The following is a 12,959-nucleotide window of genomic DNA, read 5'->3' as shown; positions in this document are numbered from 1 at the left end:
CACCCAAGGAATGCCCATGACAGGCTACGATCGTCAGTCGATCTCGGATACGACCGCCAAAATCCTGCTCGAAGTACAAGCAGTGCACTTCAACGCAGAAAAACCGTTCATCTTCACGTCCGGCTGGGCAAGCCCCGTCTACATCGACTGCCGCAAGCTGATTTCGTATCCGCGCGTGCGCCGCGCGCTGATGGAAATGGCTGAAACGACGATCACGCGCGACATCGGCTTCGAGCAGATCGACGCGGTGGCGGGCGGCGAGACGGCCGGCATCCCGTTCGCGGCCTGGATCGCGGACCGGATGATGGTGCCGATGCAGTACGTGCGCAAAAAGCCGAAGGGTTTCGGCCGCAACGCGCAGATCGAAGGCCATCTGGAAGAAGGCTCGCGCGTGCTGCTGGTGGAAGACCTGACGACCGACAGCCGCAGCAAGATCAACTTCGTCAACGCGCTGCGCACCGCGGGCGCGACGGTGAACCACTGCTTCGTGCTGTTCCACTACAACATCTTCAAGGAAAGCGTGTCGGTCCTGAAGGACATCGACGTCGACCTGCACGCGCTCGCCACGTGGTGGGACGTGCTGCGCGTCGCGAAGGCCTCGGGCTACTTCGAGACGAAGACGCTCGACGAAGTCGAGAAATTCCTGCACGCACCGGCCGAGTGGTCGGCTGCGCACGGCGGCGCAACGTCCCCGAAGGACTGAGGCCGCGCCGGCCCGCCGGCCGGCGTCCTGGCTGAACGAGCCGCCCGCTTCATCGCGGGCGGCTTTTTTTCGTCCGTCGATTCGTGCGGGAAACGATCGCGACCACGCGTCGCGGCGTGCGTCGCTCATCGAACCCTAATGCTAGACTTGATCCATCGCTGCCATCAGCTGCGCAGGCAACGCACTACGCCAACAATGCCGGACGCATCGGTCCGGCCCACGTGACGGGAGAAGCGCCATATGCGTGTGGATCGCCGGATCACTCCGCCTGCGCCATCAGGTCGCCCGTCGCCGTTCCTCGCCGCCCTCCTTTACGCCGCCGCCCTCTCTGCCCTGCCCGCGCATGCGGAAGGCCCGTTCACCGTGACGAGCGACGACCTGACGCCGGGCGGGCGCGTCCGCGCCGCGAACGTGTTCGACCGCGGCGACTGCAAGGGCGGCAACCACTCGCCGCAGCTCGCCTGGCACAACCCGCCGCCCGGCACGCGCGGCTATGCGGTCACGGTCTTCGATCCCGATGCGCCGGGGCACGGCTGGTGGCACTGGGCGGTGGCGGGCATTCCGGCGACGGTCACGAGCCTGCCCGCCGACGCGAGCGCGTCCGGGTTCCTGCGGCGCATCGGCGCGAGCGAGGCGCGCAACGACTTCGGGATCGACGGCTACGGCGGCCCGTGCCCGCCGCCGGGCAAGCCGCACCGCTACGTGATCACCGTCTATGCGCTCAAGGGCGACGACCTGCGCGTCGCGCAGGGCCGCCCCGCGCCGATGTTCGAGCACGAGATCGGCACGCTGGCGATCGGTACCGCGCAACTCACGGTCAACTACGGACAGTAACGGGGCAGTGACGGGCGGCGGGCGTGACGCGCCGCCACGCCGCCGCACCGCGATTGCCGGCCGCCGCGGCATGGCATGCTCCGCGCTCACGCGTTCTCCCGTCATTTCGGCTTGCTAGACTCGTCGTCACCGGACGCGGCACCCTGCCGCGCATCCGTCGCGCCGCCCACCGGCAGCGCGTGACGCGGCGAGCCTGCGGGCCGCCGTTCCCGTTCCTTTCCGGAGAACGCTTCATGTCGAACATCGTCATCGTCTATCACAGCGGCTACGGTCACACGCAGAAACTGGCCGAGGCCGTGCACGCGGGCGCGCAGGATGCCGGCGCGACCGTGCGCCTGCTCGCCGTCGGCGACGTCGACGACGCGGGCTGGGCCGCGCTCGACGCGGCCGACGCGATCGTCTTCGGCGCGCCGACCTACATGGGCGGCCCGTCGGCGCAGTTCAAGCAGTTTGCCGACGCGACGTCGAAAGCGTGGTTCACGCAGAAATGGAAGGACAAGATCGCCGCGGGCTTCACGAACTCCGCGACGATGAACGGCGACAAGTTCTCGACGATTCAATATTTCGTCACGCTGTCGATGCAGCATGGGATGGTGTGGGTCGGCACGAGCCTGATGCCGGCCAACTCGAAGGCGGCCACGCGCAACGACATCAACTACCTGGGCGGCTCGACGGGCCTGCTCGCGCAGTCGCCGGCCGATTCGACGCCCGACGAAGGCCCGCTGCCGGGCGACCTCGAGACCGGCAAGGCATTCGGCCGGCGGGTTGCCGAAGCGACCGCCCGGTGGGTGGCCGGCCGCGGCTGAGCATGCCCTGGCGCCCGCTCCGGCGGGCGACAAAGGGACACAAGACGGCCCGCCGGCCGTCTTTTTTTCGCCCCGCGCGGTGCAGGGCCGCCGGATGACGTCTTAAAATGGCGGATTCAGGGCGCGGGCCCCCGTTTCATTCAGTGAGAGCGAAATGAGCACCAAAGTTTTTGTCGACGGCCAGGAAGGCACGACCGGCCTCAAGATCTTCGAATACCTGTCGGCACGCAGCGACATCGAGATCCTGCGCATCGATGAGGCGAAGCGCAAGGACGTCGAAGAGCGCCGCCGTCTGATCAACGCGTCGGACGTCACGTTCCTGTGCCTGCCGGACGTTGCATCGCGCGAATCGGCGTCGCTCGTCGAGAACCCGAACACGACGCTGATCGACGCGAGCACCGCGTTCCGCACCAGCGCCGACTGGGCGTACGGCCTGCCGGAACTGACCCGCGCGCAGCGCGAGAAGATTCGCACGTCGAAGCGCATCGCCGTGCCGGGCTGCCACGCGTCGGCCTTCGTGCTCGCGATGCGTCCGCTCGTCGATGCCGGCATCGTCGCACCGACGTTCGCCGCGCACAGCTACTCGATCACCGGCTACAGCGGTGGCGGCAAGTCGATGATCGCCGACTATGAAAACGCCACGCCGGACGGCAAGCTCGCGAGCCCGCGCCCGTATGCGCTCGGCCTCACGCACAAGCACCTGCCGGAAATGGCCGCGCACACGGGCCTCGCGAACCCGCCGATCTTCACGCCGATCGTCGGGCCGTTCCTGAAGGGCCTCGCGGTGACGACCTACTTCACGCCCGAGCAGCTCGCGAAACGCACGACGCCGCAGGACGTGCAGCGCGTGTTCGCCGAGTACTACGCGGACGAAGCATTCGTGCGCGTCGCAGCGTTCGATGCGGACGCGAACCTCGACGGCGGCTTCTTCGACGTGCAGGCGAACAACGACACGAACCGGGTCGACCTGTTCGTGTTCGGCAACGCGGAGCGCTTCGTCACGGTCGCGCGCCTCGACAACCTCGGCAAGGGCGCATCGGGCGCCGCGATCCAGTGCATGAACCTGAGCATCGGCGCGGCCGAGGACGCAGGTCTCAAACGCTGATTCAGCATCGCATGCAATGCAAAGCCGGCCACTGGCCGGCTTTTTATTTACCCCTGTCAGGCAATATATAAAAAATTCCGGATCGCGCATTTACAAATATTTACAAGCTTTCCATTGCGCGATTACCCGTGAATTAACCCCGCCCTTTCTTTATCCAGTCAATCCCGAATAGGGATAAACCGGATACCGCCGCTTTAAACGCTGCCGTTATACGCAGGAAGGCGCTGCGCCGGCCCGTCCGGCGTCGCACATCCCCCACTTCAGCCGCTTTCGGCAGCCCGTCTCACGTTTTAATTCTTACCGAATGCCGTGTCGGACAAGGATTCAATACACGCTGCCCGTTTCAATCGCCTTTTTTAGACGGGTTCATCAATTGACAGCAAAAATCAAGGCGGCGACATTAGCTCGCACAATTAAACGATTGGAGACAGCGGCATGTCGCACACCTTATCGAAGGGGGTGGCAACGGCCTTTGCCATTGCCCCTTTCCTGGTTGCATGTGGTGGGGGGGACGGCGGCGCACCCGCGCCGATCAATGCGCCCCAATGTTCCGGATCCAGCTGCGGCACGCAAGGGCCGCCGCCGTCACAGCCCATCAACGGTGCGCTGTGCCCGGCCAACGCCGACATCGTGAAGAGCACGTACCTCGGCGGCGCCGGTAGCGGCGAGATCGTCAGCGTCAACATCGACGCGGTGGCGATGACCTACACGCTGAAGTGGCTCGAATCGCCGATTCCGCTCGCGACCGGCACGGTCACGCCGAGCCGCGCCGGCACGACGATCACCGGTGCAGTCATGCACCCGCCGACCGGCGTACTGCCGACCGCGGAACAGACGCGCTGCGCGTTCATCCTGACACCCGGCACGGGCAAGGCGCCGAGCGGCGCCACGTACTCGACGGCCGCCGACTTCAACCAGGCGAACCCGCCGATGCTGCTGGTCGGCATGGGCGTCGCAGGCGGCGGCATTCCGGGCGCGACGATCCAGTACGACGGGCTGACGATCGCCATCGGTCCGGTCGTGGTGGCAAAGGACGTCGGCAAGGTGCCGAACCGGCACTTCGATTTCTACCCGTTCCTCGGCTTCGCGAACACGACGACCGACCTGACGAAACTGCCGGGCACGTACAACGCACTGCTCTATCACCTCGTGCCGTCGGGCAACTACGCGACGAAGGGTTCGAACTCGAGCGAGACGTTCGACGCGAACGGTGCGTGCACGTCGACCAGTTCGGGCGGCTGCCAGACGACCGGCAACCCGTGGACCGTGAACACCGCGAACGGTGGCTACTTCGACAGCACCAAGGCGCCGCAGACGCTGCCGCAAACGTCGCTGCCGATCGTCGGCACGACCGGCAAGTCGGCGACCGCGCACATGGTGATCGGCCAGCTCAACGGCGCGACGGTGCCGGTGATCGTGCGCACGGGCAACGTGAACCTCGGCACGCCGCCGCTGCACACCGACGCGCAGGTCGACGACGAATCGGGCATCGCGGTGCTCGGCGCGGCGACGGCGATCACGTCGGGCGCGATCGACGGCGGTTACGCGGGCGCAGATTCGAACTTCAAGTACACGGCCGCGCTGATCCGCGGCAGCAACGCGTCGTTCATCAACCCGTCCACGCAAGTCGAGGAAGACGGCTTCACGCTCGACTACAGCCAGACGACGCCGGGCCTGCTGAACGCGACGACGACGCCGCCGAGCGGCGCGACCTATCCGTCCGCTTCGGGCGTGGTGATCGCGACGGGCGGCCTGTATGCGGCGCTGATCCAGGGCACGGTGAACGGCGGCGTCACGTCGACCTCGGCGAATTCGACGACGTCGTCGACCCCGTACTTCGGCGTGGGCGCGCAGATCAGCAAGTAGCGAACGAGGGCGCGGCGGCGGGCTGACCGCCGTCGCGTGACGCTGGGAAGGCACGAAGGCGCTCGGCACGGCGCAAGCAGGACGAGCACGACCAACAGAAGCGGCCGACAGGGAGCTGGCCGCCGCACAAGACAAATCTGGAGGAGCAACATGAAGCGCAACCTCATTCTGGCGGCGGCCTTTGCCGCCCCCCTTCTTTCCGCTTGCGGCGGCAGCGGCAGCGGCGGCGACAACCCGCCCCCGCTCGTCGAAGACCGGCTTTGCCCCGCCACGCTCGACTACAACACCGTATTCACGGGCGGCGCAGGCAGCGGCGAGCTCGCGAAAGTCCAGCTCGACACGACCAAGATGACCTGGCAGGTCACCTACGTCGAATCGGCCGTCCCGCAAAAGACCGGCACCGTCACGCCGACCCGCGCGGGCACCGTCGACAGCGGCACGCTCACGCAGGAAACGCTGCTGCCGACCAACAAGCTGAACCAGTGCGCGTTCCGGCTGAACGGCGCGAGCCTCGATGCGTCGCGTCCGGCACGCATCTTCGTCGGCTTCGGCGTCGCGGGCGGCACGATCCCCGGCAAGGAAATCCAGTTCGACGGGGTGCTCGGCCAGGCCGCGGTGCCCGACACGAAATTCCCGTACTACCCGTTCATCGGCTTCTCGTCGATCGAAACCGACATCACGAAGGTCGCGGGCACGTACAGCCACGTCGGCTTCGGCGAAGTGCCGTCGCAGAAGTTCGCGCCTGCGTCGATCGACGCGAAGGTGACGATCAACGCGGACGGCACGTGGACCAAGTGCGACACGACCGGCCAGTTCGCCGGCGGCGCCTGCGCGCAGCAGGGCACGAACTTCGTGCAGTCGGCCGACGGCAGCGGCGCGTTCCAGTCGAACAACTACGCGAGCCAGCTGAAACCGACGCTGTCGGCGACGCCGCAGGGCAAGGGCTTCATGATCGTCGGCAAGCTGCGCAACCAGCTCGTGCCGATCCTCGTGCGCACGGGTGTCGCGAACCCGAACCCGACGCCCGACAGCAACGGCGTGCCGGGCCTCACCGCCGACGACGAATCGAGCATCTCGATCCTCGCGCCGCAGACGGCGATCGCGCTCGGCTCGCAGAACGGCGAGTACATCGGCGTCGACAGCCAGTTCGACTACCGGACCACCGCGCTGATCGACAAGCAGGCCACGCTGCTCGATCCGTTCAACGCGTCGCAGGCCTCGCTCGCGACCGCGCTCGATCTCGACTACACGCAGAAGGTGCCGGGCACGGTCACGACGATTCACACGGGCTCGGGCAGCACGTCGCCGACCGGCAAGTTCATCTTCACGGGTGGCGTGTTCGGTTTCCTCGACAACGCGGGATCGACGCCGTATTTCACGATCGGCGCATTCGTCCAGTAAGCGGAGGGAAGAGCCGTGATGAAGAAGACCCTTCTCTGCGCGGCGGCCAGTGCCGCCGCCGTGGCGCCGCTCGCGGCGCACGCGCAGAGCGCCGGCAGCAACGTCGTGACGCTGGGCTGGTTCCATATCATGCCGCAGCAGAGCAGCACGCCGATGACGACCAACGTCGCGCCGACGCCGATCAACACGCCGCTGCGGCTGCCGCCGTCGTTCACGTCGCCGGGCACCGGGCTGCACACGAGCGGCGCCGACACCGTGGGGCTGACGGTCAGCCACTTCCTGACCGACCATATCGCGGTCACGTCGGTGGCCGGCGTGCCGCCGGTGTTCAAGGTGTCGGGCCAGGGCACGATCAAGCCGCCGGGCCCGGCCGGCGCGCTCGGCACGCAGAACATCGGGCTGGCGTCGGTCAACCCGATCGTGAAGAGCGTGCGGCAGTGGAGCCCGGCGGCGATCCTGCAGTACTACTTCGGCGCGGCGAACGCGAAGTTCCGGCCGTTCCTCGGCCTCGGCGTGTCGTACAACTGGTTCAGCGACCTGCAGCTCAACACGAACTTCATCAAGCAGACCCAGGACAACCTCGGCGCGGTTCTCGCGGCGGGCGCGGGCAAGCCGGGTACGACATCGGTGGAGGCGAAGGCGTCGTCGTCATGGCAGCCGGTGTTCAACGCGGGCCTGCAGTACAACATGACGGAGCATTTCGGGCTGATCGCGTCGGTCACGTACATCCCGCTGAAGACGACGTCGACGGTGACGATCAAGGCGGCCGACGGCACGGTGCTCTCGGAGTCGAAATCGGACCTGAAGGCCGATCCGATCATCAGCTACGTCGGGATGACGTACAAGTTCTGAGCGCAGCGACCGACGACGAATGGAAGGCCGCGACAAAATCGCAGGCAAAAAAAAGCCCGCCTAAGAGGCGGGCTGAATCCATATCAGAGGAGACATGGAGGAGACAGGTGCAACTATAGCGAATCGGTTTCCGCAATGCAACATTTCCGTAGAGAAAATAAGGATTTTCCCTCGAATGTCGCCTCTAGACCGCGTTCTCTGCTTCTGACCCCACCCTGTTTACCCGGTCGAGCACCTCGCCCAGCGCATCGCGCAGCAGCGCGACGGGCCGCACCAGCCGGCCCGGCAGCGCGCCGTGCACGATCCACACGTTGATCCGCGTCTCCAGCCCCACCGTTTCCACCACCCTCAGCGCATCGCGATGCGCGCTGCGCGCCAGCGCGTTCGGCGCCGCGATGCCGATGCCCGCGCCGCGCGCGACGAGCGACAGCTGCAGCTCCGAGCCGAACGCCTCGACCGCGACGTCGAACGGCAGCCCGGCCGCGCCGAGCATGCGGCTCAGCGCCGAACGCATCCCGCAGCCGTCCTGGCTCAGCACCCACGGAAAACCCGACAGCGTGTCGATCGACAGCGGACCGTCCGGCAGCGGATAGTCGCGCGCGGCGACGAGCACCGTCGGCTGCGTGCCGATCAGCGTCGACGCGAACGTATCGGGCAGCGTCGAACTGGCCGGCACCATCACGGCCGCGACGTCGAGCGTGCCCCGCTCGACGCCTTGCATCAGCGCCGGCGACCAGCCGGCCGTCACCCGCAGCGTGAGGCGCGGAAACGCGTCACGCAGCCGGTCGATCGGCTGCTCGAGTGCCAGCTCGGACAGGAACGGCGGCACGCCGATGCGCAGCTCGCCCGACGGCTCGCTGTCCGGCGCGCCCGCCGCCATCAGCTCGTCCACCGCGCCCAGCACGTTGCGCGCGAGCGCATAGACGTCGCGCCCGGCGGCGGTCGGCTTCAGCGGCTTGCTTTGCCGCTCCAGCAGCGGCATGCCGAGCAGCGTTTCGAGGTTCTGCACGCGCCGTGTCAGGCCCGGCTGCGTCAGGTGGAGCTTCGCGGCCGCGGCGACCATCGACCCGCTGTCGACCACCGCGACGAATGCCTGGAGATCACGCGTATTCAAAACAAACTCGCATAATCATGTTAGAGATATTTCAATTGTCGCATAAACATCGGACACCTACGATGGGGACTCCTTCGACCCATTCGCCAGGCTTCCAATGAACTGCCCTGCCAACCCTTGCCACTCCGCCGCGCGCCCGCCCGTGAGCGCGCCGGCCGGCGCCGGCACGCCGCCCGCGCTGAGCGCCGGCATGACGCTGTTCTTCGCCGCGACGGTCGGCGTGATCGTGATGGATCTGTTCGCCTCGCAACCGCTGACGGGCCCGATCAGCGCCGACCTGCACCTGCCGCCCGGCCTGGCCGGCCTCGTCGCGATGCTGCCGCAGCTCGGCTACGCAGCCGGGCTCGTGCTGCTCGTCCCGCTCGTCGACCTGCTCGAGAACCGCCGCCTGATCGTCACGACGCTCGCCGCGTGCGCGGCTGCGCTCGCGCTGCCGGCGTTCACGCGGTCGGGCACCGTATTCCTGCTGGCGACGCTCGTGGCCGGCGCCGCGTCGAGCGTGATCCAGATGCTCGTGCCGATGGCCGCGTCGATGGCGCCCGAGGCGCAGCGCGGCCGCGCGGTCGGCAACGTGATGAGCGGGCTGATGCTCGGCATCCTGCTGTCACGGCCGCTCGCAAGCCTGATCGCGGGCTCGGCCGGCTGGCGCGGGTTCTACGTGCTGGCCGCGCTCGCGAATGCCGCGATCGCCGTGGTGCTCGCGCTGCGCCTGCCGGCGCGCACGCCGTCGATCTCGGCCGGCTACCGCACGCTGCTTGCGTCGATGGGGCGCCTGCTCGCCGACGAGCCGGTGCTGCGCCGGCATGCGCTGTCGGCCGCGCTCGCGATGGCCGCGTTCAGCGCATTCTGGACCGCGGTCGGGCTGCGGCTCGCGCAGCCGCCGTTCGGCCTCGACCTGCACGGTATTGCGCTGTTCGCGTTCGCCGGCGCGAGCGGCGCGATCGTCACGCCGCTCGCGGGCCGTGCCGGCGACCGTGGGCATGGACCTGCGGCGCAGCGGATCGCGCACGGCACGATGCTCGCGGCGCTCGTCGTGCTCGGGATCGCGGGCGCCGGCTGGTTCGGCTTCGACGCACACCTGCATCGCGGCCTCGCGCTCGCGCTGCTGGCCGGCGGCGCGGCGCTGCTCGATGCGGGTGTCATCGTCGACCAGACGATCGGCCGCCGCGAGATCAACCTGCTGAACCCGGCCGCGCGCGGCCGCCTGAACGGCTTGTTCGTCGGGCTGTTCTTCATCGGCGGCGCGCTCGGCGCGGCGCTCGCAGGCACCGCGTGGGCCTGGGGCGGGTGGAGCGCGGTGTGCGGCGTGGGGTTTGCGTTCGCCGGCGCGGCCGCCGTCTTCGGGATCGCGTCCGGACGTGGCCCCGACGCGGCGGCATGGACGCGCCCGCATGCATGAGCGAGCGCGTGACGGAGGCTCGAAAAGCAGAACGCCCCGCCCTCTTGCGAGGGACGAGGCGTTCGGTACGCCGGTGTCAGTGCGAAATCAGTGGCGGACCAGCGCCATCATCGCGCCGAAGCCGACGAAGAGGCCGCCCGTCAGCCGGTTGAAGATCTTCGCCACGCTCTGGCTCTTCAGCGTCGCGCCGATGCGCGTGCCGAACGACGCGTAGACGAGATACCAGCTCACCTCGATCACCGCGAACGTGACGACGAGGACGCCGAACTGCGGCAGCGTCGGCTCGGCCGCGTTGATGAACTGCGGCAGCAGCGCGGCCGCGAACAGGATTGCCTTCGGGTTGCTGCCCGCGACCAGGAAACCGTTGCGGAACAGCGTCCCGCGCGATGCCGGCGCGGCCTGGCGCGACACGGTGTCGACGTCGGCGGCCGGCTGCGCGTCGTCGACGCGTGCACGCCACGCCTTCACGCCGAGGTAGATCAGGTAGGCCGCGCCCGCGAAGCGCAACGTGTTGAACATCGCCGGCCACGCTTCGAGCACCGCGCCGAGGCCCGCCGCCGACACCGACAGCATCAGCACCAGCGCGGTGAGGCAGCCGGCCATCGTCCACGTCGAACGCCGCAGCCCGTGCCGCGCGCCGTGCGTCATCACCAGCAGCATGTTCGGGCCCGGAATCGCCGACACGACGAACACCGTCGCCAGGAAAAGCCACCACGTATGCAAGTTCATGCCCGCCTCTGCGTCGATGTAAGGAAAAACGAAACGTCGATTATGCCGGTGCGCCGGACTTCTGTCGCGCGACGGCTCAGCGGCCCGCGCGGCGCAGCGCGACTTCGCCGAGCACCGCGAAATCCTGCTCGCCGCCGCCGTGCGCCAGCGCGTCGAGCAGGTTGTCGCGCACGACGCTCGCGACCGGCAGCGGCACCGACACGGCGTCGCCGGCTTCCAGCGCGAGGCGAACGTCCTTCAGCCCGAGGCGCGCCTTGAAGCGCGCGGGCTCGTAGCGCCGCTCGGCGATCATCGAGCCGTAGCCTTCGTAGACGGGGCCCGGAAACACGCTGCCGGTGATCACGTCGAGGAAGTCGCGCATCGCGACGCCGTGCGCGCCGAGCAATGCAGAGGCTTCGCCGAGCGTCTCGATCGCCGACGCGAGCGTGAAGTTCGCGGCGATCTTCGCGACGTTCGCGTGCTGCGGCAACGACCCGAACCGCCAGGTCTTCTGGCCGATCGCGTCGAACAGCGGCTGCACGCGGTCGATCGCCTCGGCCGGCCCGCCCGCAATGATCGTCAGGCGCGCGGCGGCCGCGACGTCGGGCCGGCCCATCACCGGTGCGGCGACGTAATGGATGCCGCGCGATGCATGCGCGTGCGCGAGCGATTCGGCCAGCGCGACCGACACCGTCGCCATGTTGACGTGGATCAGGCCGCGCGGCGCCTGGGCGAGTAGCGCATCGTCGAAGATCGCGCGCGCCGCGGCGTCGTCGGCCAGCATCGAGAACACCGCGTCGCCGCGAAACGCGTCGGCCGGCGTGTCGACGATCTGCGCGCCGACGGCCGCGAGCGGCTCGGCGCGCTCGCGCGACCGGTTCCAGACCCGCACCGTGTGTCCGGCCTTCAGCAGGTTCGTCGCGATTGCCTGCCCCATTTCACCCAGCCCGATAAATCCGAGATCCATTACCCGCTCCTTCGCTCCGTGAAGCGGGGAGTTAAACACAGATGCGTGGCGTCTGCAGGGCACGCGGCCGCCCAGGCGCGGTGCCATACTGCCCGCATGGCGACCGCGACCTTCCGCTTCCACGACGAACTGAACGCCTTTCTGCCGCGCGCCCAGCGCGACCGCGCGTTCGGGCATGCGTGTGCGCGCGACGCGACGGTGAAGCACGCGATCGAAGCGCTCGGCGTCCCGCATACCGAAATCGGCCGGCTGTGCGTGAACGATGCGCCGGCCGCGCTCGACCGGCCGCTCGACGACGGCGACCGGGTCGAAGCCTTTCCGGAGCGCGCACGGCCGGCTGCCGTGAACGGGGCCGCCGCGCCGCCACCAGCGCAATGGCGCTTCGTCGCCGACGCGCATCTCGGCGGCCTCGCGCAATTGCTGCGCCTCGCGGGCTTCGACACCTGCTATGACAACCACTACCGCGACGACGCGCTGGCGGCGCTCGCCGCGCGAGAGGGCCGGATCGTACTGACCCGCGACCGCGAGCTGCTCAAGCGGCGCGCGGTCGAGCGTGGCTGCTACCTGCACGCGCTGCAGCCGGCCGACCAGTTGCGCGAACTGTTCGAGCGGCTCGATCTCGCGCGGCACATGCGGCCATTCCGGCTGTGCCTGCGCTGCAATGCGCCGCTGCATCCGCTCGACGCGGCCGCTGCCGCGCCGCGCGTGCCGGCCGGCGTCCGGCTGCGGCACCGGCGCTTCGCCGCATGCGACGTGTGCCGGCGCGTGTTCTGGGAAGGTTCGCACTGGCAGCGCATGCTTACGGTGGTCGACGCGATGCGCGCGCCGCCGCCGTCGCGGCCGGACGGCGAACACGAGGCCTGAAAAAACAAAACCCCGCATGCGTGAACATGCGGGGTCTCGCGACTGGCGGCCGGCGGGGCCGCCCGCAGCGCAACGCGCTTCTTAGTTCTGCGCGCCTGCGTCGTTCGTGCCGGCGGCCGATGCGGCTGCGGCCTTCGCCTGGCCCTTCTTCGAGCCGTGGTGCTTCAGCTGGTGCTTCGGCTTGCTGTGATCCTTCTTGGCCGGTGCAGCGGCCGACGTGTCGGCTGTCGGTGCCGACGCATCCTGTGCGAATGCCGAAACCGATGCGAGTGCGAATGCTGCGGCGATGATCGAAGCGAGCGTCTTCTTCATTGTTCTTCCTTTAGCGGAGAAAAAATCA

13 protein-coding genes are annotated in these 12,959 nt (G+C 68.3%); 9 read left to right on the top strand and 4 right to left on the bottom strand.

Going from position 1 to position 12,959, the window contains the following annotated elements; all coding sequences use genetic code 11:
* The first annotated feature begins 16 nt into the window (after positions 1-16).
* From CFB47_RS01400 to CFB47_RS01370, 7 genes are all read left to right on the top strand, one after another.
* Positions 17-703: an orotate phosphoribosyltransferase gene (locus CFB47_RS01400; RefSeq protein WP_011350651.1), complete on the top strand. Its 687-nt coding sequence runs from the start codon at positions 17-19 to the stop codon at positions 701-703.
* Between the two features lie 240 nt (positions 704-943).
* Positions 944-1,537, top strand: coding sequence for a YbhB/YbcL family Raf kinase inhibitor-like protein (locus CFB47_RS01395; RefSeq protein ID WP_089455425.1), 594 nt, complete (start codon positions 944-946; stop codon positions 1,535-1,537).
* A 233-nt stretch (positions 1,538-1,770) separates the two neighbouring features.
* Complete coding sequence (locus CFB47_RS01390) at positions 1,771-2,343, top strand: flavodoxin family protein (protein ID WP_039366855.1); 573 nt, start codon at positions 1,771-1,773, stop codon at positions 2,341-2,343.
* Between the two features lie 154 nt (positions 2,344-2,497).
* Positions 2,498-3,448 (top strand): N-acetyl-gamma-glutamyl-phosphate reductase, encoded by a 951-nt coding sequence (gene argC, locus CFB47_RS01385; protein WP_089460330.1) that lies wholly within the window; start codon positions 2,498-2,500, stop codon positions 3,446-3,448.
* A gap of 435 nt (positions 3,449-3,883) precedes the next feature.
* The gene (locus CFB47_RS01380; protein ID WP_089460329.1) at positions 3,884-5,314 is read left to right on the top strand and encodes a DUF2957 domain-containing protein; all 1,431 of its coding nucleotides are present in this window, start codon (positions 3,884-3,886) and stop codon (positions 5,312-5,314) included.
* Positions 5,315-5,464: 150 nt separating this feature from the next.
* Positions 5,465-6,715: a DUF2957 domain-containing protein gene (locus CFB47_RS01375; RefSeq protein ID WP_089455422.1), complete on the top strand. Its 1,251-nt coding sequence runs from the start codon at positions 5,465-5,467 to the stop codon at positions 6,713-6,715.
* An 18-nt stretch (positions 6,716-6,733) separates the two neighbouring features.
* Positions 6,734-7,567: an OmpW family protein gene (locus CFB47_RS01370; RefSeq protein WP_089439010.1), complete on the top strand. Its 834-nt coding sequence runs from the start codon at positions 6,734-6,736 to the stop codon at positions 7,565-7,567.
* 184 nt (positions 7,568-7,751) lie between these two features.
* Here CFB47_RS01370 and CFB47_RS01365 read toward each other — a convergent pair whose 3' ends face one another.
* A complete protein-coding gene (locus tag CFB47_RS01365; RefSeq protein ID WP_089460328.1) occupies positions 7,752-8,681 on the bottom strand; it encodes a LysR family transcriptional regulator in 930 nt (309 codons plus the stop codon).
* Between the two features lie 97 nt (positions 8,682-8,778).
* Here CFB47_RS01365 and CFB47_RS01360 point away from each other — a divergent pair, with 97 nt between their 5' ends.
* Positions 8,779-10,080 (top strand): MFS transporter, encoded by a 1,302-nt coding sequence (locus CFB47_RS01360; protein ID WP_089460327.1) that lies wholly within the window; start codon positions 8,779-8,781, stop codon positions 10,078-10,080.
* Positions 10,081-10,167: 87 nt separating this feature from the next.
* On the opposite strand, the gene CFB47_RS01355 is transcribed toward CFB47_RS01360, so the two are convergent.
* Positions 10,168-10,809, bottom strand: coding sequence for a LysE family translocator (locus tag CFB47_RS01355; protein WP_089460326.1), 642 nt, complete (start codon positions 10,807-10,809; stop codon positions 10,168-10,170).
* Positions 10,810-10,885: 76 nt separating this feature from the next.
* Positions 10,886-11,755 carry an NAD(P)-dependent oxidoreductase gene (locus CFB47_RS01350; protein ID WP_089460325.1) on the bottom strand — a complete coding sequence of 290 codons (870 nt, stop codon included), beginning with the start codon at positions 11,753-11,755 and terminating at the stop codon, positions 10,886-10,888.
* Positions 11,756-11,851: 96 nt separating this feature from the next.
* Here CFB47_RS01350 and CFB47_RS01345 point away from each other — a divergent pair, with 96 nt between their 5' ends.
* A complete protein-coding gene (locus CFB47_RS01345; protein WP_089460324.1) occupies positions 11,852-12,619 on the top strand; it encodes a Mut7-C RNAse domain-containing protein in 768 nt (255 codons plus the stop codon).
* An 81-nt stretch (positions 12,620-12,700) separates the two neighbouring features.
* Here CFB47_RS01345 and CFB47_RS01340 read toward each other — a convergent pair whose 3' ends face one another.
* Entirely contained in the window at positions 12,701-12,931 is a 231-nt protein-coding gene (locus CFB47_RS01340) for a hypothetical protein (protein ID WP_089460323.1), read from the bottom strand.
* Between the last annotated feature and the right edge of the window lie 28 nt (positions 12,932-12,959).

The sequence above is a fragment of the Burkholderia sp. AU27893 genome, from assembly GCF_002223205.1.
Taxonomy (GTDB): domain Bacteria; phylum Pseudomonadota; class Gammaproteobacteria; order Burkholderiales; family Burkholderiaceae; genus Burkholderia.
Note: the sequence above shows the minus strand (reverse complement) of the source record. Positions and strands in the feature narration are given on the sequence as shown.